This is a genomic window from Nocardia sp. X0981 (assembly GCF_977089955.1).
In genome coordinates this window covers 860,745-882,082 of the sequence record NZ_OZ372435.1, presented here as the reverse complement: position 1 = coordinate 882,082, position 21,338 = coordinate 860,745, and the positions used below count along the sequence as shown (strand labels likewise).

At 67.8% G+C, this 21,338-nt stretch carries 23 protein-coding genes; 19 read left to right on the top strand and 4 right to left on the bottom strand.

Going from position 1 to position 21,338, the window contains the following annotated elements:
* Window positions 1-46 precede the first annotated feature (46 nt).
* Window positions 47-1,387 (top strand): D-inositol-3-phosphate glycosyltransferase, encoded by a 1,341-nt coding sequence (mshA, locus tag ACYR7D_RS03720; protein ID WP_459548223.1) that lies wholly within the window; start codon window positions 47-49, stop codon window positions 1,385-1,387.
* Window positions 1,384-1,887 (top strand): type III secretion system chaperone family protein, encoded by a 504-nt coding sequence (locus ACYR7D_RS03715; RefSeq protein WP_459548222.1) that lies wholly within the window; start codon window positions 1,384-1,386, stop codon window positions 1,885-1,887. Before mshA ends, ACYR7D_RS03715 begins: the two co-directional genes overlap by 4 nt.
* Before the next feature lie 19 nt (window positions 1,888-1,906).
* Here ACYR7D_RS03715 and ACYR7D_RS03710 read toward each other — a convergent pair whose 3' ends face one another.
* Window positions 1,907-2,317 (bottom strand): MerR family transcriptional regulator, encoded by a 411-nt coding sequence (locus ACYR7D_RS03710; protein ID WP_459548221.1) that lies wholly within the window; start codon window positions 2,315-2,317, stop codon window positions 1,907-1,909.
* Between the two features lie 91 nt (window positions 2,318-2,408).
* On the opposite strand from ACYR7D_RS03710, the gene ACYR7D_RS03705 reads away from it, so the two are divergent.
* The 7 genes from ACYR7D_RS03705 to ACYR7D_RS03675 all read left to right on the top strand — a co-directional run bounded on the left by ACYR7D_RS03705 (window position 2,409) and on the right by ACYR7D_RS03675 (window position 9,979).
* Entirely contained in the window at window positions 2,409-3,212 is an 804-nt protein-coding gene (locus tag ACYR7D_RS03705; RefSeq protein WP_459548220.1) for an aminotransferase class IV family protein, read from the top strand.
* A gap of 51 nt (window positions 3,213-3,263) precedes the next feature.
* Window positions 3,264-3,686: a TIGR03618 family F420-dependent PPOX class oxidoreductase gene (locus ACYR7D_RS03700; RefSeq protein WP_459548219.1), complete on the top strand. Its 423-nt coding sequence runs from the start codon at window positions 3,264-3,266 to the stop codon at window positions 3,684-3,686.
* A gap of 147 nt (window positions 3,687-3,833) precedes the next feature.
* Window positions 3,834-4,736, top strand: coding sequence for an ROK family protein (locus tag ACYR7D_RS03695; protein ID WP_459548218.1), 903 nt, complete (start codon window positions 3,834-3,836; stop codon window positions 4,734-4,736).
* An 83-nt stretch (window positions 4,737-4,819) separates the two neighbouring features.
* Window positions 4,820-5,557, top strand: a complete 738-nt coding sequence (locus tag ACYR7D_RS03690) for a phosphoglyceromutase (RefSeq protein ID WP_459548217.1) — start codon at window positions 4,820-4,822, stop codon at window positions 5,555-5,557.
* Window positions 5,558-5,795: 238 nt separating this feature from the next.
* The gene (locus tag ACYR7D_RS03685; RefSeq protein WP_459548216.1) at window positions 5,796-7,847 is read left to right on the top strand and encodes a CocE/NonD family hydrolase; all 2,052 of its coding nucleotides are present in this window, start codon (window positions 5,796-5,798) and stop codon (window positions 7,845-7,847) included.
* Between the two features lie 213 nt (window positions 7,848-8,060).
* Window positions 8,061-9,293 (top strand): sensor histidine kinase, encoded by a 1,233-nt coding sequence (locus ACYR7D_RS03680; RefSeq protein ID WP_459548215.1) that lies wholly within the window; start codon window positions 8,061-8,063, stop codon window positions 9,291-9,293.
* On the top strand, window positions 9,290-9,979 hold the full coding sequence (locus tag ACYR7D_RS03675; protein ID WP_355246559.1) for a response regulator transcription factor: 690 nt from the start codon (window positions 9,290-9,292) through the stop codon (window positions 9,977-9,979). The genes ACYR7D_RS03680 and ACYR7D_RS03675 overlap by 4 nt, the downstream gene beginning before the upstream one ends.
* Before the next feature lie 12 nt (window positions 9,980-9,991).
* Here ACYR7D_RS03675 and ACYR7D_RS03670 read toward each other — a convergent pair whose 3' ends face one another.
* Together ACYR7D_RS03670 and ACYR7D_RS03665 are read right to left on the bottom strand one after the other, a co-directional pair.
* On the bottom strand, window positions 9,992-10,342 hold the full coding sequence (locus ACYR7D_RS03670) for a hypothetical protein (RefSeq protein WP_459548214.1): 351 nt from the start codon (window positions 10,340-10,342) through the stop codon (window positions 9,992-9,994).
* Window positions 10,343-10,379: 37 nt separating this feature from the next.
* Window positions 10,380-11,213, bottom strand: a complete 834-nt coding sequence (locus ACYR7D_RS03665) for a hypothetical protein (RefSeq protein WP_459548213.1) — start codon at window positions 11,211-11,213, stop codon at window positions 10,380-10,382.
* Between the two features lie 128 nt (window positions 11,214-11,341).
* Between ACYR7D_RS03665 and ACYR7D_RS03660 the strand changes: the two genes are divergently transcribed.
* The 9 genes from ACYR7D_RS03660 (at window position 11,342) to ACYR7D_RS03620 (ending at window position 19,874) form a co-directional block, all read left to right on the top strand.
* On the top strand, window positions 11,342-12,370 hold the full coding sequence (locus tag ACYR7D_RS03660) for a Ppx/GppA family phosphatase (protein ID WP_459548212.1): 1,029 nt from the start codon (window positions 11,342-11,344) through the stop codon (window positions 12,368-12,370).
* Window positions 12,367-14,004 carry a hypothetical protein gene (locus tag ACYR7D_RS03655; RefSeq protein WP_459548211.1) on the top strand — a complete coding sequence of 546 codons (1,638 nt, stop codon included), beginning with the start codon at window positions 12,367-12,369 and terminating at the stop codon, window positions 14,002-14,004. The genes ACYR7D_RS03660 and ACYR7D_RS03655 overlap by 4 nt, the downstream gene beginning before the upstream one ends.
* A gap of 11 nt (window positions 14,005-14,015) precedes the next feature.
* Complete coding sequence (locus tag ACYR7D_RS03650) at window positions 14,016-14,942, top strand: sugar phosphate isomerase/epimerase family protein (protein WP_459548210.1); 927 nt, start codon at window positions 14,016-14,018, stop codon at window positions 14,940-14,942.
* A 141-nt stretch (window positions 14,943-15,083) separates the two neighbouring features.
* Entirely contained in the window at window positions 15,084-15,986 is a 903-nt protein-coding gene (locus ACYR7D_RS03645; protein ID WP_459548209.1) for a thioesterase family protein, read from the top strand.
* 100 nt (window positions 15,987-16,086) lie between these two features.
* Entirely contained in the window at window positions 16,087-16,905 is an 819-nt protein-coding gene (gene proC / locus ACYR7D_RS03640; protein WP_459548208.1) for a pyrroline-5-carboxylate reductase, read from the top strand.
* Between the two features lie 144 nt (window positions 16,906-17,049).
* A complete protein-coding gene (locus ACYR7D_RS03635) occupies window positions 17,050-17,298 on the top strand; it encodes a helix-turn-helix domain-containing protein (protein WP_459550001.1) in 249 nt (82 codons plus the stop codon).
* A 201-nt stretch (window positions 17,299-17,499) separates the two neighbouring features.
* Window positions 17,500-17,601: a 30S ribosomal protein bS22 gene (locus ACYR7D_RS03630; RefSeq protein ID WP_003402602.1), complete on the top strand. Its 102-nt coding sequence runs from the start codon at window positions 17,500-17,502 to the stop codon at window positions 17,599-17,601.
* A 228-nt stretch (window positions 17,602-17,829) separates the two neighbouring features.
* Window positions 17,830-18,864, top strand: a complete 1,035-nt coding sequence (locus tag ACYR7D_RS03625) for an NAD-dependent epimerase/dehydratase family protein (RefSeq protein WP_459550000.1) — start codon at window positions 17,830-17,832, stop codon at window positions 18,862-18,864.
* Entirely contained in the window at window positions 18,861-19,874 is a 1,014-nt protein-coding gene (locus tag ACYR7D_RS03620) for a lysophospholipid acyltransferase family protein (protein ID WP_459548207.1), read from the top strand. Before ACYR7D_RS03625 ends, ACYR7D_RS03620 begins: the two co-directional genes overlap by 4 nt.
* Window positions 19,875-19,910: 36 nt before the next feature.
* Here ACYR7D_RS03620 and ACYR7D_RS03615 read toward each other — a convergent pair whose 3' ends face one another.
* The gene (locus tag ACYR7D_RS03615; protein ID WP_459549999.1) at window positions 19,911-20,861 is read right to left on the bottom strand and encodes an HAD family hydrolase; all 951 of its coding nucleotides are present in this window, start codon (window positions 20,859-20,861) and stop codon (window positions 19,911-19,913) included.
* A 182-nt stretch (window positions 20,862-21,043) separates the two neighbouring features.
* On the opposite strand from ACYR7D_RS03615, the gene ACYR7D_RS03610 reads away from it, so the two are divergent.
* Window positions 21,044-21,307, top strand: coding sequence for a glutaredoxin family protein (locus ACYR7D_RS03610; RefSeq protein ID WP_459548206.1), 264 nt, complete (start codon window positions 21,044-21,046; stop codon window positions 21,305-21,307).
* Window positions 21,308-21,338 lie beyond the last annotated feature (31 nt).

Sequence of the window (21,338 nt, the reverse complement as noted above, 5' to 3'; positions counted from 1 at the left end):
ACGGCGAGGGAAGGACCCTCCGAGCCGGGGTGTTGCACCGTGCAGTATGTACAACGTGAGTCAACGCCCCGACCGACGGCCGAACCGGATCGCCGTACTGACGGTGCACACCTCACCGCTGGCCCAGCCCGGTATCGGTGACGCGGGCGGGATGAACGTCTATGTGCTCGAAACCGCCGTGCAGCTGGCACGGCGGGGTATCGAGGTGGAGATCTTCACCCGGGCCACCTCGTCGAATCTGCCGCCGGTACAGGAAGCGGCCCCCGGCGTACTCGTTCGCAATGTGGTCGCGGGCCCGTTCGAGGGGCTGGACAAGCACGATCTGCCCACTCAGCTGTGTCCTTTCACCGCCGAGGTGCTGCGGCAGGAGGCCCGGCAGCTGCCCGGTCACTACGACCTGGTGCATTCGCACTACTGGCTGTCGGGTCAGGTCGGCTGGCTGGCCCGCGACCGCTGGCGGGTGCCGCTGGTACATACCGCGCACACCCTGGCCGCGGTGAAGAACGCGGCGCTGGCCGAAGGAGATGCGCCGGAACCGGCTACCCGGGAGATCGGCGAGAAGCAGGTGATCGCCGAGGCGGACCGGCTCACCGCCAACACCGCGCAGGAAGCCCGCCAGCTGGCCGAACTGTACGGCGCGGTACCCGAGCGGATCGATATCGTGCCGCCGGGCGCCGATCTCGCCCGCTACTGTCCGGGCGATCGGGCGGCCGCTCGCGCCGAGCTGGGGCTCGCGGCGAACGAGGAGATCGTGGCCTTCGTCGGCCGGATCCAGCCGTTGAAGGCGCCCGATGTGCTGGTGCGCGCGGTCGCGGAGGTATTACGGCGGCGGCCCGGCCGCGCGTTGCGGGCCCTGATCGTCGGGGGCCCGTCCGGTACGGGTATGCAGCGTCCCGACGCGCTGATCGAGCTGGCCGCCGATCTGGGGATCGCCGAGCACGTCACCTTCCTGCCGCCGCAGCCGCCCGACCGGCTGGTGCAGGTGTACCGGGCCGCCGATCTGGTCGCCGTACCCAGCTACAACGAATCGTTCGGTCTCGTCGCGCTGGAGGCCCAGGCCAGCGGCACACCGGTGGTGGCGGCCGCGGTCGGTGGGCTGGGCACCGCGGTCCGGCACGAGCACAGCGGTCTGCTGGTGGCCGGTCACCGCACCCCCGACTGGGCCGGGGCGCTGGAGTACCTGCTCGACGATCCCGCTCGATTGCGCCGGATGGGTGAGCGGGCGATCGGGCACGCGGCGGAATTCTCGTGGGCGCATACCGCCGAGAAACTGCTCGCCAGCTATACCGCGGCGTTGGCCGGGTACGGCCGTGTTCCCACTATCCTCGGCGAAGGTCAGGCCAGATCGCGGGCGCTGTGGCGGCGCCGGACGGGAGTGCGCAGATGAGCGGGGCACCGGCCACCGCGCAGGTTGTCGAGGACACGCTGCGGGACCGTGAAATCGAATTCACCCGCCCCGGCGAGGGCGTGTTCGTCGCGGTGCTGCCGGGTGAGCGCAAGCTGAAGACCAGCGTGATGCTGACCGTGGGCGCTCACGGGGTGCGGTTCGAATCGTTCGTCTGCCGCAAACCCGACGAGAACTTCGAAGGTGTCTACAAATATCTGCTCCGGCGCAACCGCCGGCTCTACGGGGTGGCCTACACCCTGGACAAACTCGGCGATATCTACCTGGTCGGCCGGGCCGCCTCGTATGCGGTGACCGCCGAGGAACTGGATCGGATCCTGGGTCAGATCCTGGAGGCGGTGGACGGGGATTTCAACACCCTGCTCGAACTCGGTTTCGCCGAATCCATTCGCCGGGAGTGGAAATGGCGGGTGTCGCGCGGGGAATCCCTGCAGAATCTGCGTGCCTTCGAGCATCTGGTGGATACCACCGAATCCGACTGATTCCGGATTCTCCCGCGATTCAGGGCCGCGGTACGGGGTGGTCCGGGTTCCCGAGCAGATCGAGCAGTTCCGCGCGCTGGTGCCGGAGATCGTCGAGTTTGCCTTCCAAAGTGGACAATTCGGCGCGCAATATGGGTTCCATACAGGGCTCGATCCCGTCGCCTCCGCCCCATTCGCAGCCGAGTACTTCGGTGATGACCCGGGTGGGTAGCCCGGCGGCGAGCAGGCGCCGGATGCGGATGACATCGCGGACCGCCCTTTCTGGATATCGGCGGTAGCCGTTCGTGGTGCGTACAGGGGTGAGCAGCCCACGTTCCTCGTAGTAGCGCAGTAGGCGCCGGCTGGTGCCGGTGGCCGCCGCGAGTTCGCCGATACGCACAGATATCTCCTCCTCATGCGCCGGGAACAACCCGGCGGCGGACCGGATCATTCCGGCATTTGACCTTGCCACTATGTGAATGTGGAGGGTGGTGATCGTCCGAATCGTTGCCGGGAACCCGGTATTTCGTGGAGAGGTCACCATGACAGTCCATCTCGCACAGCTCGACGGCCACGATGCCACCGCCGCGGATCTGGCTCCGCTGGCCTTCGCCGGCTACGCCCATTTCACCGCCGCCCAAGTACGCGACGGTGGTCTGCGGGGCCTGGATCTACATCTGGAACGGCTGCGGAAGGCCTCCGAGCGGATGTTCGGTCGCGCGCTGCCCGACGACCGGGTGCGGGCGTATCTGCGTGCGGCACTGGCCGCGAGCCCCGCCGAGGTCTCGCTCACGGCGAGCGTGTTCGCGCGGCCCGGTGAGTTCACCGCCGACCCCGGTACGGCGGACCCGCATCTCCTGGTGCGCACCGGTCCGCCGGCGTCCGGCCCCGCGGGGCCGTTGGCGCTGGCGACGGTCGAGTACGAACGCGAACTCGCGGAGATCAAACATGTCGGCGAGGTGGCGAAGACACACTATCTGCGGCAGGCCGTGCGGCAGGGCTTCGACGACGCCGCGTTCGTCGACCGCCGGGGCCGGTTGAGCGAGGCGACCATCTGGAACCTTGCCTTCTGGGACGGTGCGGCGGTGGTGTGGCCGCAGGCCGATATGCTGCCGGGCACCACGATGGGCATCGTCCGGCGGCGGTTGCCCGAGCTCGGTGTTCCGCAGCGGGACCAGGAGGTCACCGTCGACGATCTCCCTGGTTTCGCGGGCGCTGTGGTGATGAACTCGTGGACTCCGGCCGTTCCGGTGCACCGCATCGGGGTGGTCGAACTTCCACCGGCTGATGCGTTCGTCGAGCTGCTGCACCGGGCATACCGGGCCGAACCACTCGAAGCGCCCTGAACGGTCTCGGCACCGGGGAATGAACGGTCGCGGCGGGTCGTAGAAGAACGTATGAGACTCGACGATTCCGCTCGTGCGTTCATCGGCGCCGGTGCCGACGCCACTCTGGTGACGCTCGATCCCGATGGCAGTCCGCAGGTCAGCGTGGTGTGGGTGGCGCTGCAATCCGGTCCGGAAGGTGACGAACTGGTGGCCGCGCATCTGAGCGAATACCGGAAGGTACGCAATGTGCGCCGCGATCCCCGGGTCGCGGTGACAATTCTTTCGCCCGAGAAAGGGGAGGTCATGCGGCCTTTCCTGGCGATCCGCGGGACCGCGCGCATCGTCGAGGGCGGGGCGCCGGAGCTGCTGGCCGAACTGGCGCGGACCCTGGCGAGCCCGGGAGCCGCGTTCCCGCCGCCGGATGCGCCACCGGGTTTTCTCACTCGTATCCGGATCGACAAGGTGGGTGGAATCGGTCCCTGGTCTTCCTGACGGGTGTCGCCGTGCGCGGGCGGTATCCGGGCGCCGCGGCCCGCGCGGTGGCTCCTCCGCGCCGGGCGCGCTACGAATCCGGGTCTCCCGCGCGGGCGCCGGCGCTCATGGGTGACAATCGGCGCATCGGATCCTCGGGAGGCGCGGGTGGCGGTTCTGGCACTTGATATCGGGGCGACCAAGTTCGCCGCGGGTGTGGTGGACGCCGCGGGGCGGGTGAGCGTGGTGCGCCGGGCCCCGGTGCCGGCCCGCGGGGTGTGGGAGGTGTGCCGGGGCCTGCTGCTCGAGGTCGCGGATGGTGCCGCGGTGACGGCGGTCGGTATCGGTTCCGCGGGGCCGGTGGATGTTCCGGCGGGGGTGACGGGACCGCTCAATATCCCGGAGTGGCGGGCGGGTTTCGGAATCGTCGCCGCGGTCGGTGAGCTGTTCCCCGGCGCGGCGGTGCGTTTCGCGATCGACGGAGCCTGTCTCGCTCTCGCGGAGCAGGATTCGGGCGCGCTACGCGGCATCCGCGACGGGCTGGCGATGACCGTGTCCTCGGGGATCGGCGGTGGCCTCCTGGTCGACGGCCGGGTGGCCCTGGGACGCACCGGTAATGCCGGCCATATCGGGCATATCGTCGTTCCGGGCGAGGCTGTGCCGTGCGCATGTGGTGGCGTGGGGTGTGTCGAGGCCGTGGCGAGCGGTATGTCCTCGGCGCGCTGGGCGCGGGAACAGGGGTGGAAGGGAGAAACCGGGGCCGAGCTGGCGCGGGCGGCCCGCGACGGTGATGCGATCGCGCTGGCCGCCCTGAAACGTGCCGGTACCGCTCTCGGTCAGGTGATCAGCTCGGCGGCCGCGCTACTGGACGTCGGCACGGTGGTGATCGGCGGCGGCTTCGCCCACTCCGGCGAACCGCTGTGGGGGCCGTTGCGCACCGCTGTGGCCCACCATGCGAAATTGAATTTCATCCGGGAGCTACGGGTCGAACTGTCCCGGCTGGACGAGGGCGCCACTCTCGTGGGTGCGGCCCTGCTCGCCCGTTCCGGGTCCGCCGCCCTCGCGCGATAGCGCCGGGAAGCGGCCCGCCCGCGGGCCGGGCCCCGACGCGGGCCCGCGCATGACCGGCAGGGGGTCATGGCAGGATGGCCCGCATGACGTACACCCTCGTTTTGCTGCGCCACGGCGAGAGCGAATGGAATGCCCTGAACCTGTTCACCGGCTGGGTGGACGTACATCTCACGGATAAGGGCGCCGCCGAGGGGAAGCGGGCCGGTGAACTGCTGGCCGAACACGGCATCCTGCCCGATATCGCCTACACCTCGCTGCTGCGCAGGGCCATCTCCACGGCGAATATCGCCTTGGACGCCGCCGATCGGCACTGGATTCCGGTGGTGCGGGACTGGCGGCTCAACGAACGGCACTACGGCGCGCTGCAGGGCAAGAACAAAGCCCAGATCCGCGACGAGTACGGCGAGGAGCAGTTCATGCTGTGGCGCCGCAGTTACGACACCCCGCCGCCGCCGATCGAACTCGACGACGAATACAGCCAGGCGGGCGACGCGCGGTACGCCGATATCGAGGTTCCGCGCACGGAATGCCTGCTCGATGTGGTGAATCGGATGGTGCCGTACTGGGAATCGACCATTTCCCGCGAGCTGCTCACCGGTAAGACCGTACTGGTGGCCGCGCACGGTAATTCGCTGCGCGCGCTGGTCAAGCATCTCGACCGGATCTCCGATGACGATATCGCCGGCCTGAACATCCCCACCGGTATCCCGCTGCGTTACGAACTGGACGAAAACCTGCGTCCGGTGCGGCCGCGGGAGTACCTGGACCCGGAGGCCGCGGCGGCCGGTGCCGCCGCCGTCGCGAGCCAGGGCGGCCGGTAATTTCCCGTTCGAGCGCCGCGATCCGTTACGGACCGCGGCGTTCGGCGTATCGGGATGCGGGCGATATCGCGCGATTGTGATTCCGCACAGGACGCGGGGCCGGTAATTGTGCGACGACCTCGAAATTCTTTCCGGAACAAGGCGGGCCGAATTCCGCACGGACCGATTTTCATTACCCACCGGTAAGGCTGTGTAAGCTCTCGAGCATCCGACCAGTTCGAGAGATGGATCACGACCGATGAAGTTTGTGATACGAGCCATCGTGGCCCTGACCGCCGCGGTGCTGCTGGTGCCCTCGCTCGGCGGCGGCGCCGCTGCGGCGCCGGTGGCCACCGGCCCCGATGGGGGAGCGGCGGGCGCGCAGTGGGCGGCTACCCACGACGGACCGCAGCAGTACCCCAATATCCACATCACCTGGGATGTGCCGATCACCATGAGCGACGGCACGGTGCTGAAGGCGAATGTGTACCGGCCGGCCGATGCCGCGTCCCGGCCCGTCGATACCCGCACGCCGGTGCTGGTCAATATGACGCCCTACACCAAGCTGGCATCCAATCTGGTCGATCACATGGGCTCGGTCCCGGGGTTGTCCGATACCGTCTCCCAGCTCGCTCGCGATATCGATATGACCGGAACCCCGCTGTCGGGGCTGACCGATCTCACCAAGGCGCTCGGCGGCGGCGCGCTGCGCAATTTCGCCGTCGACCGGCAGCTGGTGAAGAGCGGGTACGTACAGGTCGTGGTAGACGTCCGCGGTACCGGCTTCTCCCAAGGGGTCTGGGATATGCTGCGCGGGCGCGAACAGCTCGACACCGTGGAGGTGATCGATTGGGCATCGCGCCAGCCGTGGTCCGACGGGCAGGTCGGGATGACCGGTATGTCGTACTCGGGGATCAACCAGTTGCAGGCCGCCGAGAAGCGTCCGCCCGCGTTGAAGGCGCTGTTCCCGGTGGTTCCCGGTAGTGACCTGACCCAGGACGTGCTCATGCCCGGCGGTGGCTTCGGCTTCAACTTCATTCCGCTGTGGATGTCGCTGATCAATGCCACCAAATGGATGCCCGACGTCGCATCGATGGTGACGGGGACGTTCGACCAGCAGTGGCTGCACGACCGGCTGTCCTCGCCCTTCACCTATCTGGACGTCTTCCTGAACGCCTATACGACGCCCCGCGTCGAGGATCTCGACCCGCGTCTGCAGGAGATGATCCGGGGAGACAGCGCCGACCGGCAGGCATGGCTCGGTGATCCCACCCGGATCGAGGTGCCGACCTTCGTGACCGGCGGCTGGCACGATCTGTTCACCTACTCCGAATCCCAGATCTACAACCAGATGCCGTTGCCGCCGGGGCGCAAGCAGCTGCTCATGGGCGATACCTATCACATCAACTCCGGTAGCGAATCGGGTAAACCGGGTCTGCCGCCGCGACTCGACGTGCTGCAGCGCGCCTGGTTCGACAAATGGCTGAAAGGTATCGATAACGGGATCGACGGGTACGGTCCGGTCACCCTGCGCCAGCAGGGCGGCGGGTGGGTCACCCGCGAGGGTTTCGGGGAGAGCGCGCCGACGGAAGAACAGGCCGAATACCGGCGGATGTATCTTTCCGCGGCACCCAGCGGGACCGGCGGCCACAGTGTGCACGACGGTTCGCTCGGCACCGTCGCCGACAGCGCCGCCCGTTTGACCGTCGCCCCGGGACTCACCGGATTGTGCTCCAACGACGCCGCTCAGGCGACCGCCGGCGTGATCGCGATCATCAATGCCTGCGGAGCGGATTCCCGGATCCAGGAATCCAACGGTCTCACCTTCACCAGCGCCCCGGTCACCGAAGCCGTCGAGATCTCCGGGCCGATCGCGGTACATCTGCAGACCGTCCAGGACGCGGCCGACGGCTACTGGTCGGTGACGGTCAACGATGTGGCCCCCGACGGGCAGTCCCGAGTGCTGTCGTCGGGGCAACTCATGGCCTCGCTGCGGGAGATCGACGATTCCCTGAGCAGTCGTTCGGCCAACGGCGACTACACCGATCCCCGGCCGTTCACCTCTCTCGAGAAGCGGAAGCTCACGATGCCCGGTGAGGTCACCACGCTCGATATCGCGGTCCCCGCGATCGAGGCGAGGCTGGAGCCGGGGCACCGGTTGCGCGTGGACGTGTACGCGGGCAATCCGCCGAAGGGGGTACCGCCCCTGCCGATGCTCATCGATACCGGTTTGAAACCGCAGCACCTGCAGCTCGACCCCAACCGGCCGAGTTTCGTGAACCTGCCGGTGCGCGGCGAGCCGGGGTGGTGAACAAACCCTCCGCCAGCCCGAACCTCGTTGCGTCCCAGACGTAACGGGGTTCGTCGTCGTTCCAGCGGGAACACGCCCGTGTCGAAACGAAACCTCTCACCCGTCGAACAACGAGTTAACGCCTGGCGAACGCCGTCATAATCGGCCGTGACCTGCGCGAAACTTCCACGACCCAGGGTTTGTTCGGGCGTCGTCGACCGTACGATTCTTGATGTGAGCGTTCCCCAGGCCGTACTGCTGGCAGTCCTGGCGGCTGTCGTCGGACTGGCCGTCGGTGGATTGGTCATCCCGTATGTGAACGCCCGCCATGCCCAGCGCAGGCAGGCCGACTCCGGGCTGACGATGTCGCAGGTCCTCGATCTGATCGTCTTGGCCTCGGAGAGCGGTATCGCGGTGGTGGACGAATATCGCGATGTCGTCCTGGTGAACCCGCGCGCCGAGGAACTCGGCCTGGTCCGCAATCGTCTGCTGGACGAACGGGCGTGGACGGCGGTGGAGAAGGCACTGGCCACCGGCGAATCGGCGGAATTCGATCTCACCGCCGAGAAGCCCGCCCCCGGTCGTGGGCGGATCGCGGTCCGCGGCCTGGCACGCCCGCTTTCCCCCGAAGAGACGAGCTTCACCGTGCTGTTCGCCGACGACGATTCCGAACAGGCCCGGATGGAGGCGACCCGCCGTGATTTCGTGGCCAATGTGAGTCACGAGCTGAAGACCCCGGTCGGGGCGATGAGCCTACTGGCCGAGGCGCTGCTGGAATCGGCGGACGACCCGGAAGCCGTGCGGCATTTCGGTAAGCGCGTCCTGGCGGAATCCAGCCGGCTCGGCAAGATGGTCACCGAATTGATCGCGCTGTCGCGGCTCCAGGGGGCGGAGAAACTCCCCGAACTCGAAGTCGTCGATGTGGACAGCGTGGTCAACCAGGCGGTGGATCGTTCCCGCACGGCCGCCGAAGCCGCGGGAATCACGGTCACCACCGACCGGCCCAGCGGCCTCGAGGTACTCGGCGACGAAACCCTGCTCATCACCGCCCTGTCGAACCTGGTGGAGAACGCCATCGCCTATTCACCCCGCGGCTCGCACGTCTCGGTGAGCCGCTCGGTGCGCGGGCCCTATGTGGCGATGGCCGTCACCGACCGGGGGATCGGTATCGCCAAAGAAGACCAGGAGCGGGTGTTCGAACGTTTCTTCCGTTCCGACAAGGCGCGTTCGCGCGCCACCGGCGGTACGGGACTCGGACTGGCCATCGTGAAACATGTGGCCGCCAACCACAACGGTGAGATCACCCTGTGGAGCAAACTCGGCACCGGTTCGACATTCACCCTGCGCATACCCGCGCACCAGGAAACCGACGGCACCGCCGCCGGTGCGCCCGTGCTGACGAAAAGAGAAACCAGCCCGCGCCCTTCGGGTCCGGGCCGAACGAATGGTGTGGAGGCACGCAGATGACGAGTGTGTTGATCGTCGAGGATGAGGAGTCGCTGGCCGATCCGCTCGCCTTCTTGCTGCGCAAGGAAGGTTTCGAGGTCACGGTCGTCGGCGACGGTCCCTCGGCGCTGGCCGAGTTCGACCGGTCCGGCGCCGATATCGTGCTGCTCGACCTGATGCTGCCCGGGATGAGCGGAACCGATGTCTGCAAACAGCTGCGCACCCGTAGCGGGGTACCGGTGATCATGGTGACCGCACGCGACAGCGAGATCGACAAGGTGGTCGGTCTGGAACTCGGTGCCGACGACTACGTCACCAAACCCTATTCGGCGCGGGAACTGATCGCCCGGATCCGGGCGGTGCTGCGCCGCGGCGCCGGTGACGAACTCGACGCCGGCAGCGAGAACGGCGTACTGGAAGCGGGACCGGTGCGGATGGACGTGGACCGCCACACGGTGCTGGTGAACGGGAAGCCGGTGACGCTACCGCTGAAGGAATTCGATCTGCTCGAATACCTGCTCCGGAATTCGGGGCGGGTGCTCACCCGGGGCCAGCTCATCGATCGGGTCTGGGGTGCGGATTACGTCGGCGACACCAAGACCCTCGATGTGCATGTGAAGCGGCTGCGGTCCAAGATCGAGGCGGATCCGGCGCGGCCGGAGCATCTGGTGACCGTGCGCGGCCTGGGATACAAGCTGGAGGCCTGACCGCCGCGGCGGTCAGGGCAAGTAGACCCAGACCTCACCGGCCGGTGTTTCGGAGAGACGCAGCGGAGCCCAGCCCACCAGACCGTCCTCCTGGGCGCAGTCGTACAGCGGTACCGTGTGGCCGTCACCGCGGCAGACGATCCTGTGCCGCGTCCCGTGTGGGCTGAGTACGAGGTGCTTCCCCGAATCCCGGGCGGCCATGGCGTCCGGGCGTTCCATCGGAACGAACTCGGCGGTCCTGTCCGAGTACTGGTGCGGATCGGTGGCGGGTTCGGCGCCGGCGATAGCGGCGGTGGGTCCGAGGCCGAGGATCAGGGCCGCCGCGATACCGGCCGACCCCCCTACCCAGGGGTTGTACGTCATGCTCTGTTCCTGTTGTCGCAGTTGGGGCCCTGTGTTCCTATTCGAGCGTTCCGGCGGGCCGGCGCGGGCGCGCCGCGGCCTTGCGTCGCGCTTTCGTCGTCGCCGGATGTTCGGCGCAGCTGCCGAGCCCTTTCCGGCGGCGCAGCTGCCGTTCCAGCTCTCGGTAGGCGGGCTCGCCCAGCAGTTCGACGAGTTCGGCGCGATAGGCCTGCCAGACCGGTCGCTCCCCGATATGCGCGTCGGGTGAACCCGAGCAGTACCAGTCGAGGTCCACTCCGCCCGGCCCCCAGCCGCGGCGATCGTATTCGGTGATGACGGTCCGCAGGATCTGAACCCCGTCCGGCCTGGTCACGTATTCCTGGGTGCGGCGGATCGGTAGCTGCCAGCACACGTCGGGTTTGACGGTATGCGGTTCCAGGCCGCGGCGCATCGCCATGATGTGCAGCGCGCAGCCGGCGCCGCCCGGGAAATCCGGCCGGTTGAGGAATACGCAGGCGTCGTTGTACCGGCGGGTGCGCTCGGCGGGTTCGCCGTCGAGCTCATCGGTTTCCAGATATTTCCTGCGCTTGACCTTGCCGTGCTCGTCGCGCGCCACATCGATGAGCTGCCAATCCTCGGCGGTGAGCATTTTCACAGCTTTGCGCAACCGTTTGCGGTCGTCGGCGTCGGAGAGGAAAGCGCCGTGCGTACAGCAGCCCGCGTCCGGTTGCTCGGCCAGGATGCCCTGGCATGCGGGAGTGCCGAAAACGCAGGTCCAGTGGGAGAGCAGCCAGGTGAGATCGGCGGCTATCAGGTGCTCGTCGTCGGCCGGGTCCACGAACTCGAGCCATTCGCGGGGGAAGTCGAGGGGCACCTCCTGGCTCGGCCGCATCTTCGGCATCGGAAGATCGGTCGGAGCAGGGGTCGAGCCGTTCGAGGCCACGCCTGACGTCACAACCCTCAACGCTAACACCACAACCGGGTCGCCCGGCGTTCAGGTTCACCAAGTACCGTGTTCGTGTGCGTCTAGGTGTCCTCGATGTCGGTAGCAACACCGTTCACCTGCTGGTGGTGGACGCGCATCGGGGTGGTCATCCAATGCCGATGAGCTCCACGAAGGAGTCGCTGCGGCTGTCGGAGAACATGGACGACGCGGGCCGGATCACCGAGAAGGGGGCCCAGAAACTCGTCGATACGGTGGCCGATTTCTCCGGTCTGGCCATCACCTCCGGCTGTGCGGAGTTGATGGCCTTCGCGACCTCGGCCGTACGCGAGGCGACCAACTCCGACGAGGTCCTGGCCCGGATACGTGGGGAGACCGGGGTCGATCTGCGGGTGCTGGCCGGGGTGGACGAAGCCCGGTTGACCTTCCTGGCCGTACGCCGCTGGTACGGCTGGAGTGCCGGCCGTATCGTCAATCTGGATATCGGCGGCGGCTCGCTGGAGGTGAGCAGCGGTGTCGACGAGGAACCCGATGTCGCGCTGTCGCTGCAGCTGGGTGCGGGCCGGCTCACCCGGAAGTGGTTACCCGAGGACCCCCCGAGCAAGCGGCGTATCGGCATTCTGCGGGACTGGCTCACCGCTGAACTGGTGGATCCGGCCAAACAACTGGGTGAGGTCGGTAAACCGGATCTGGCGGTCGGTACCTCCAAAACCTTCCGGTCGCTGGCCCGGCTGACCGGCGCGGCGCCCTCGGGCGCCGGCCCCCGGGTGCGGCGGACGCTCACCAGTAGCGGATTGCGCCAGTTGATCGCCTTCATCTCCCGCATGACCGCCGCCGATCGTGCGGAACTGGAGGGCGTGAGCGCGGATCGTTCGCAGCAATTGGTGGCCGGTGCCCTGGTCGCGGAGGCGGCAATGCGTGCGTTTTCCCTGGAGACGCTCGAAATTTGTCCATGGGCGCTGCGCGAAGGGCTGATCCTGCGCAAACTGGATACCGATATGAATGGTGGACCACTGACAACGAGCACACCGAACACGGCGGCCGGCAACGGCTCGGCGTCCCGTGAGGGTGTGCCGGCGGGACCGATCGAAACGGTGCCTACATGAGCAGGAACTCCAATCAGCTGTCGGTGGCCGAGCTGCTCGCCCGCAACGGACAGCAGCCGACGACAGGGGGCGGTGGCCGACGGCGGCGCGGCGGGGGTGGTATCTCGGTCGACGAACTGAGCGGTGATCTACCGGCCGTCGACAGCGGCGGTTCGGCGCACGCGGCGCCGGATACCGCGGACTCCGCGACGGAGTCCGGCGTATCCGACGGTGCGGCCGATTCCGGGTATGCGGCGCAATCCTATGCGGGCGCCCATGTTCCGGATGCGGAAAACTCGCCGATGTCCGGGCCCATCACCGTGTACAACCCTCTCGAGCCATCCTGGGAGGGCCCGGCCCGCCTGGGTGAGCCGGGCGCCGCCGCGCACGGATCACCGTTCACACCCGAGGACGACACGCCACGCCGCAGCGGGCGCCGACGGCGCGCGGAGCCCGACGATGCCGAGAGCTACGGGGCCGACGATGTGCAGACCCCCCAGCCCTGGGACGTGGGGCCACCGCCGCCGAGCGGTGGCCGAGCGGCGCGTAGGCGGGCCGCCGAAGCCGCGGAGGCAGCCGAGGCGGCGACGCAGGTCGCGCACGGACCCGCATCGGAAAGCCCCTCGGGGTACGGCTGGGCGCCGCCGGCCGATGATTTCGGCCGGTTTCCCGCCCCGTCCGCGGAATTCGGCACCCCCGATATCGGCACCCTGCCCGGCCCGGACACCGGACCGCCCCGGCTGGCGCCGCCCGACGCCGCCCCACCGACCGAGGTGTGGTCGCCGCCGGGCCCCACGCCCGCCGACGACCCCCGGCCCAAACTGGAACGCCGCCGTCGCGGTGCGCGCCCGCTACCCGAACCGGCTCCTTGGCCCGAGGAACCCGCCTTCGACGGTGACTCGGCCACGACCGTGTGGCCGTTGGCCGAACAGGGTCACCGGCCGCATCCCCCGGCCCAGCCGCTGGAAGCCGGGCCGGAGGATATGCCGTACCGAGGCGGTCGCGGAGCCCCGGGTCTACGCCACGGTCCGGCCGGGCCCGTAGCGCCTCCTCCGGCTCCCGGTTTCGCGGAGCCGATCCCGGCGCCGGAATTCGATTCCGAGACCGGTTTCGGCGATATCGACAGCTACGCCACCGATGTGTACGGACCCATGCGCCCGGCACCGGGCCCGCTGCCGAGGGAGGAACGGTCCGAAACCGGTGAATTCGAACCGGTTTTCGATCCGGAGTCCGACGCCTATCCCGATCCGGACGATTCGCCCTCCGGCGGAAGCCGGCTGGACCGCGGCCGGGCGGCGCTGAAGGGGAAACTCGGTGCGGCAGGCGGGAAATTCGCCGCCACCAGATCCCGGTTCGCCGGCGTCGCCCGCGAACCGGATGACGAGGCCGCGGATCCGCGTAAACAGTGGATGGTGCTCGGCGCCCAGAGTGTGGGCGCCGCGCTCGCGGGAATGCTGCTGTTCAAAGGTTTCGAGCAGCTGTGGGAGAGACAACCGTTGCCGGCGCTCGCGCTCGCGGTGGTGGTGATCCTCGGGCTCGTCGCACTGGTACGCATCCTGCGCCGCACCGACGATATTTTCAGTACCGTGATCGCGGTGGTCGTCGGAGTGTTCGTCACCCTGGGGCCACTGGCATTTCTACTCAGTACGGGCTGAGCGAGGCAGCGATGGCAGGCAACTCTCCCACGGCCGACGTGCGGGACGACAGGCAGGCCCGCGGGATAAAGGTGGGCCTGTCCACCGCGTCGGTCTATCCGCAGAACACCGAGGCGGCGTTCCGGTATGCGGCCGAACTGGGTTACGACGGTGTGGAATTGATGGTGTGGGCCGAACCGGCCAGCCAGAGCCTCACCACGGTGGGCGGTTATTCGCGCAAGTATTCGGTGCCGGTGCTCGCGGTGCACGCGCCGTGCCTGCTCATCTCGCAGCGGGTCTGGGGCGCCGATCCGGTGGCGAAACTGGAACGCAGTGTCCGGGCCGCGGAGACGCTCGGCGCGGATACCGTGGTGGTCCATCCGCCGTTCCGCTGGCAGCGGCGGTATGCGGAAGGATTCGTGGATCAGGTGGCGGAATTGGAGAACGACAGCTCGGTGGTCGTGGCGGTCGAGAACATGTTCCCCATGCGCGCCGATCGTTTGTTTGCCCGTCGCGCCCGCGATATCCAGCGTCTGGAACGCCGTGGTGGCCCGGGCCTTTCGCTGACCGCGTTCAGTCCCGGTCACGACCCCACCGACACCGGCTTCCGGCACTACACGCTCGACCTCTCGCATACCGCGACGGCCGGCACCGACGCGCTGGCGCTGACCGAACGGATGGGTTCGGGACTGGCACATCTGCATCTGGCCGACGGTCGCGGTGCCGCGCACGACGAACACCTGATTCCCGGCGAGGGCACCCAACCGTGTGCCCAGGTCTGTGCCGCTCTGGTGCGTAACGGTTTCGCCGGGCACGCGGTCGCCGAGATCAACACCCAGGAGGCGCGTACCACCGTGGCCCGATCGGCCATGCTGGACCGCACCCTCGCTTTTGCCCGGACCCACCTGAATCCGGCGGTCACTTCGCGGCCCGACCCGAGCCCGATCGAAACCTGTTGACGCGCTGCCGAGCGCGCGCCGGGATGTTCCCGGGAGGGACACCACCGGGTCCGCACGAGCCTGTGGCGCGCGACTGTACCAAGATTGACCGGGCAGTATGAACCCGCGGTAACGGGAACCGGCCGAGGAGAAGGAGTACTGATGACGACGGAGACGGAGCTGAGCGCCGATTTCGACGCGGTGCGCGCGGACGCACCGTTCAGTCGGGTGTGCGCCCTGACCGAGCTCGCCGCCGACGAACCGGACGCAGGCCGCTACCGCGGCGTCATCGACGAGATCTGGACCATCGGTCCCAAAGTGCACGGCGGCACCATGGTCGCCGGTTCCGCCGCCGCCGCGTCCCGCTGGTTGCGTACCGTGGAACCGGATCGGGCGAGTATGGCGCCGTTGTCCGGCAGCACCGATTTCCTCGGTGCCCCCGAACCGGGTGAGGTGCTCTACGAGGTGACCCTGCGCAAGGTCGGCCGGCAGATCTGCCTGGTGGATGTGACCCTGGTACAGCGCGGGCGCCCGCTGGTACGTACCGCGTTCACCTTCGGTCATCTCGACAGCCCCGAGCGGACGCCGCTGTACGCCCCCCTGCACACCGACCTGCCGGTCGAACCGGCCGCCGACGCCATCGGCTACGAGCCGGGGTCGTCGATGGGCCGGATCGTGCACGTGGCGCGCGGTATGGAGGCCTTCCTCGACCGGGAATGGGCGACGTTCATCCGTAACGCCCACGGGGAGCCCCGGCTACGAATGTGGCTGCGCCCGCGACCGGCCGATCAGGCCGATCCGGAGATCGCGTCCTACATCGCCATGATGGCCGCCGACATGTGCCCGCCGGTGCCCACCAACCTCGGCTATTTCGGCTGGTCGCCGACGGTCCAGATGACGACCTATCTCCGCCGCCGCCCCGCCCCGGGCTGGTTGCGCATCATCGCCACCGCGCATGAGGTCGGTGGGGGAATATTCGACTCGGACCAGATCGTGGTGGATTCCACCGGCGCATTGGTCGCCCAGAGCCGTCAGCTCGCCCTGCTCCCGTCCACCAAGCGCTGATCTCGGCACCGTGGGCGTGCCTCCCGCGCTCGGGAGGTGACGACCGCGGGGCTCAACCCCGCGCGCCGGAGGCGTGCCGAAAACACTAGCCTTACCCCTCATGACACGTATTGCGGTGATCGGCGGTGGCCGGATCGGTGAAGCTTTGATTGCCGGCCTGCTGGAGGCCGGGCGGGCGGTCAAGGACCTGGTGGTGGTGGAGACACATGCCGACCGGGCCGCATTGCTCGCGGATCGGTTCGGGGTGCGGGTGACCGATGCGGTCGACGACGCCGCTGTGGGGGCGGATCTGCTGGTGGTGGCGGTCAAGCCGGGCGATATCGATGCCGTCCTGACCGAGTTGGGCAAAACCGATCTGGGGGGTGACCGGGATCAGATCCTGGTTTCGCTGGCGGCGGGGGTGCCGACGAGCCGGTTGGAGGCCAAATTGCCGGCGGGTTTCCCCGTGGTGCGGGTCATGCCCAATACGCCGATGCTGGTCGGCGAGGGGATGAGCGTGCTGGCGGCGGGGCGCTACGCCAAGCGGGAGCAGTTGGAGCTGGTGACCGAGGTGCTGAGCTCGGTCGGTCAGGTGTGTGTGGTCGCGGAATCGCAGATGGATGCGGTGACCGCGGTATCGGGGTCGGGGCCGGCGTATTTCTTCCTGGTCGTGGAGGCGATGGTGGAAGCCGGGGTCGGACTGGGGCTGACCAGGAACGTCGCCACGCAGCTGGTTACCCAGACGATGATCGGGTCGGCGGCCATGCTGGCGGAGTCGGGGCAGAGCGCGGTCGATCTGCGGGCGGCGGTGACCTCACCGGCGGGTACGACCGCGGCGGCGGTGCGCGAGCTGGAACGGGCGGGGTTGCGGTCGGCTTTTCTGGAGGCGCTGCACGCCGCGAAAAAGCGTTCCGCCGAACAGGGCGCGCCGAGTGAATGACGGCCCCCCTCCAGCGTAGGAACCTGATTTCTCACTCCCGTCGCAGTAATCCCACTGGTCCCGCTAAGCTTCAAGGAGCACGTGCGTGTCTGTTCCGCCGGTGGGGAAGCCGGCGGCGCGGACGTGCCGGAGGTCAGTGGTGCGATGATGTCTTCGAACAAGATGTCCGCTAACAGCGGCGGTGGTTCGTCGCCAGGACAATCAATACTCGGCGGGGGTACGCAATTCCTCACCGTCGCCGAGGTGGCTGATTTGATGCGAGTATCAAAGATGACGGTGTATCGGCTGGTGCACTCCGGTGAGTTGCCGGCCGTCCGGGTCGGTAGATCGTTCCGGGTGCATGCGAAGGCGGTGCACGACTATCTGGAAACGTCCTACTTCGATGCCGGGTGAAGGCGGTTACCGGCACCGCGGAGCGGGCCGGTAACATCAACCCTCGCTGTGTTGGATCGGTGGCCCGCTGCCTCCCTTTCGTGGTCGCGCGGGGCCGCCGCCTCCAGGGCTGAGGTTCAGCCGCGAGCAACCGGGCATACGACCGGAAAGTTGACGTAAGCGAGCGCGTGACGCGCCGAGGAGAGAACGCGAGGACACCCTATGGGTTCTGTGATCAAGAAGCGCCGCAAGCGCATGTCGAAGAAGAAGCACCGTAAGCTGCTTCGTCGGACCCGCGTGCAGCGGCGCAAACTCGGCAAGTAAGCGCGACCGCGCCTCGTATCCTCGAAAACCCGCTACCATTCGGTAGCGGGTTTTCTGTTGCGTTTCGGTCAGCTGAAGTTGGGGTTAGGTCCCTGTTAAGGCGTCGGGGATCACGGCTACGGCCGTTAGTCTGGTACATGGAAACGTTGAGCGGGGGTTCGATGCTCGAGGTGGGACGGTCCGGTGCAGGTGGACGCTGAGGAAAACGGTCGGTACAGGCCCAAGGTGGTGCTGGTGACCGGCGCCAGCCGATACTTCGGCGGCAATGTCGTGTGCCGGCTCGTATCCGATACCGATATCGAGCGCGTGATAGCGGTCGATGTACTCACCCCCAGCCCGCCGCTGCGGCGCCGAATGGGCCGTGCGGAATTCGTCCGCGCCGATATTCGGAACCCGTTGATACGCAAAGTCTTCGAGCGGTATCAGGTGGATACCGTGGTGCACACCGCGGTGCTGTCGCAGCCACCGTCGGGCGGCGGCCGGCCCGCGATGAAAGATATGAACGTTCTCGGCGCGATGCAATTGTTCGCCGTCTGTCAAAAAGTGCCGAGCGTGCGCCGAGTGGTGTTGCGTTCGAGTTCGGGGGTATACGGCGGCAGTGCCAAGGATCCCGCGAAGTTCACCGAGGAAATGAGCGCACGCACCCCACCGGGTGGCTGGTTCGCGCGGGACATGATCGAGATCGAGGGCTTCGCGCGCGGGCTGGCCCGCCGTCGGCCGGACATCACGACCATAACCCTGCGGCTGGCACCCATCATCGGGCCGGGGCTCGGTGGCCGGGCCGCGGAACTGCTGCGCTCACCCATCACGCCCACGGTGCTGGGGCGGGACGCGCGGATGCAGTTCCTCCACGAGGAGGACGCGGTGGCGGCTCTGGTCCATGCCACCCGTTCCGGGCCGGGCGGAACATACAATGTCGCCGGCGACGGTGCTCTCTCGTTGTCGCAGGCGGTGCGCCGGGCCGGCCGGATCGCGATGCCGGTACCGTGGCCTGTGTTCCGTACGGTCGGCCGGACCCTGATGGGTCCGGTGATGCGTGATTTCAGTTCCGAACAGCTCGACTATTTCCTCTTCGGTTGTGGTCTGGACACGACGCGAATGCGCGCCGAACTCGGGTTCGAGCCGCGTTGGACGACTGTCCAGGCGTTCGATGACTTCACCGGGGGCGCAGCGTTGCGGCCCGTAGTCGATCCAGCGTGGATCGACGCCGCAGAAAACAAACTGCTCGGCCTGCTCAGGGTCGGTACGGGAGCACATACATGAACGACGTCGCCAAGATCATCCGGCTGCAAGATCCGGCTACCACGCCGCGCCCGCGGCCCGCGACCCGGAAGTGGCCGGGCCCCGCGGGCCGGTCGGTCACCTCGCTGACCGACCGCCTCACCCCGCCCGCACCGCCGGCGCAGCGCTCGCTGGGCGATCTCGTGCGCACCGCCGTCGGCCGGCAGATCGGTCGCACCGCCGAGTTCGCGCGGCGCCGGCTCACGGGCGACTACCAGATCGATGAATTCGGCTTCGACGAGCACCTGCTGGAATCGGTACTGCTGCCGGCCCTGCGACCGCTCGCCGACAACTGGTTCCGGGTCCAGGTGAACGGGATGGAGAACATTCCCGAAGCCGGTGGCGCGCTGATCGTGGTCAACCACGCGGGTACCGTTCCGCTGGACGGGCTCATGCTCCAGCTCGCGGTGCACGACCACCACCCCAAACAGCGGGCACTGCGTCTGCTGGCCGCCGACCTGGTCTTCGAAGTGCCCATGCTGGGCGCGCTCGCCCGCAAAGCCGGGCACACCCTGGCCTGCCGTCCCGACGCGGAACGCCTCCTGCGATCCGGGGAACTCACCGGCGTTTTCCCCGAGGGCTTCAAAGGCGTAGGCAAACAGTACGCGGACCGCTACAAACTGCAGCGCTTCGGCCGCGGCGGTTTCGTGGCCGCGGCGGTACGCACCGGCGTGCCGATCATCCCGTGCTCCATCGTCGGCTCGGAGGAGATCTATCCCAAGCTCGCCGACCTCAAACCGCTGGCCCGGCTGCTCGGCCTACCCTACTTCCCGGTGACCCCCACATTCCCGCATCTGGGCCCACTGGGCGCGATCCCGCTCCCCTCGAAGTGGTACATCGAATTCGGCACTCCGATCAGCACCGCCGATTACCAGACCGAGGACGCGGACGACCCGATGCTCATGTTCGAGGTAACCGACCAGGTCCGCGAAACGATCCAGCAGACCCTCTACAAACTCCTCATCAAACGCCGTAACACCTTCATGGGTTGAGTTCTGTGCTCTGCTACGGCCCCTAGCGGCCCCGCATTACTGCGCGCGGCGGCGGGTGACCGCCGCCGCTACCGCGCCGCCCGCCGCGCCCAGGGCCAGGGCGGTGGGGACGCCGATTTTCGCGGCCTTGCGTCCGGTGCGGAAATCGCGGATCTCCCAGCCGCGGGCCTTGGCGACTTCGCGGAGGTCGGAGTCGGGGTTGATGGCGACAGCGGTGCCGGTGAGCGAGAGCATGGGGACATCGTTGTGGCTGTCGGAGTAGGCGGTACAACGTTTGAGGTTGAGACCTTCGCGGATCGCCAGGGCGCGGACCGCGTGTGCTTTTCCGAGGCCGTGCAGAATATCGCCCACCAGGCGGCCGGTGAATTTCCCGTCGACACTCTCGGCGACGGTGCCCAGCGCGCCGGTCAGGCCGAGGCGTTTCGCGATCACCTGGGCCAGTTCGACCGGGGTCGCGGTGACCAGCCACACCTGCTGGCCGGCATCGAGATGCATCTGCGCGAGGGCGCGGGTGCCCGGCCAGATCTTGTCCGCGATGACCTCGTCGAAAATTTCCTCGCCGAGGGCGGCGAGTTCGGCCGTGGAACGTCCGGCGATGAATTCCAGCGCCTTCTCTTTTCCCGTGGCCATATCGGTGCTGTTCTCTTTACCGGTGACCCGGAACTTCACCTGTTTCCACACGATGTCGATCAGGTCGGTGCTGCGGAAGTATTTACGCGCCGCCAGGCCCCGGGCGAAATGCACGATCGAAGCGCCCTGCACCATCGTGTTGTCCACGTCGAAGAACGCCGCCGCGGTGAGGTCGCGGGGGGCCTCGGGCACGCCGATATCGACTCCGACCGCCCGCTCGGCGTCCTGGATGGCCAGGGCGGCGTCGGCGCTGGCCTCACCGGCGACATTGGCGCGCACTTCCTCTTCGCTGGGTCCGAACGGACTGCGCGATATACGCGCCAGCTGCTCGGACAGGCCCTGCCCGAGCGGTCCCAGATTCCATCGGACCGGAAGTTCCCCGAACCGCCCCGCGATGAACCCTGGTTTCCCCACCTTCGATCGTTCCGGCACCAGTACCTCCGCCTGTTCGCGCGAATCACGTCCACACTAACCGGAGGCACGCCCCGGAAGGCACTACAGTCGCACGACCACACCGGCGAGGCGGGTTGAATAGCGTTATGAGCAATCCCACGACCCATGAGGTGACGCTGCTGACCCGGGTCGGCTGCGGTATGTGTGAGCGGGCGCTGGAGCAGCTGCGAGCTATCTGCGCGGAATTCGACACCCCGGTCGGCGCGTTGGATGTGGACGAGGCGGCGGCCACCGACCCCGGTTTGCGCGCGGAATACGGCGACCGGCTTCCGGTGGTCCTGCTCGACGGCCGGGAGCACAGCTATTTCGATGTGGACGAGGCGCGATTGCGGGCCGATCTGAGTCGTTGACAGTGTCCGAATCGAGGGTGGGGATCGTACA

Excerpts from the sequence above, each read along its gene's own strand:
- ACYR7D_RS03705 (WP_459548220.1), top strand. The coding sequence starts at position 2,409 with ATGACAGTCCATCTCGCACAGCTCGACGGCCACGATGCCACCGCCGCG.
- ACYR7D_RS03635 (WP_459550001.1), top strand. The coding sequence starts at position 17,050 with ATGATGTCTTCGAACAAGATGTCCGCTAACAGCGGCGGTGGTTCGTCG.
- ACYR7D_RS03610 (WP_459548206.1), top strand. The coding sequence starts at position 21,044 with ATGAGCAATCCCACGACCCATGAGGTGACGCTGCTGACCCGGGTCGGC.
- ACYR7D_RS03710 (WP_459548221.1), bottom strand. The coding sequence starts at position 2,317 with ATGATCCGGTCCGCCGCCGGGTTGTTCCCGGCGCATGAGGAGGAGATA.
- ACYR7D_RS03715 (WP_459548222.1), top strand. The coding sequence starts at position 1,384 with ATGAGCGGGGCACCGGCCACCGCGCAGGTTGTCGAGGACACGCTGCGG.
- mshA (WP_459548223.1), top strand. The coding sequence starts at position 47 with ATGTACAACGTGAGTCAACGCCCCGACCGACGGCCGAACCGGATCGCC.
- ACYR7D_RS03670 (WP_459548214.1), bottom strand. The coding sequence starts at position 10,342 with ATGACGTACAACCCCTGGGTAGGGGGGTCGGCCGGTATCGCGGCGGCC.
- ACYR7D_RS03630 (WP_003402602.1), top strand. The coding sequence starts at position 17,500 with ATGGGTTCTGTGATCAAGAAGCGCCGCAAGCGCATGTCGAAGAAGAAG.
- ACYR7D_RS03650 (WP_459548210.1), top strand. The coding sequence starts at position 14,016 with ATGGCAGGCAACTCTCCCACGGCCGACGTGCGGGACGACAGGCAGGCC.
- ACYR7D_RS03690 (WP_459548217.1), top strand. The coding sequence starts at position 4,820 with ATGACGTACACCCTCGTTTTGCTGCGCCACGGCGAGAGCGAATGGAAT.
- ACYR7D_RS03685 (WP_459548216.1), top strand. The coding sequence starts at position 5,796 with ATGAAGTTTGTGATACGAGCCATCGTGGCCCTGACCGCCGCGGTGCTG.
- ACYR7D_RS03645 (WP_459548209.1), top strand. The coding sequence starts at position 15,084 with ATGACGACGGAGACGGAGCTGAGCGCCGATTTCGACGCGGTGCGCGCG.
- ACYR7D_RS03675 (WP_355246559.1), top strand. The coding sequence starts at position 9,290 with ATGACGAGTGTGTTGATCGTCGAGGATGAGGAGTCGCTGGCCGATCCG.
- ACYR7D_RS03700 (WP_459548219.1), top strand. The coding sequence starts at position 3,264 with ATGAGACTCGACGATTCCGCTCGTGCGTTCATCGGCGCCGGTGCCGAC.
- ACYR7D_RS03665 (WP_459548213.1), bottom strand. The coding sequence starts at position 11,213 with ATGCGGCCGAGCCAGGAGGTGCCCCTCGACTTCCCCCGCGAATGGCTC.
- proC (WP_459548208.1), top strand. The coding sequence starts at position 16,087 with ATGACACGTATTGCGGTGATCGGCGGTGGCCGGATCGGTGAAGCTTTG.
- ACYR7D_RS03620 (WP_459548207.1), top strand. The coding sequence starts at position 18,861 with ATGAACGACGTCGCCAAGATCATCCGGCTGCAAGATCCGGCTACCACG.
- ACYR7D_RS03655 (WP_459548211.1), top strand. The coding sequence starts at position 12,367 with ATGAGCAGGAACTCCAATCAGCTGTCGGTGGCCGAGCTGCTCGCCCGC.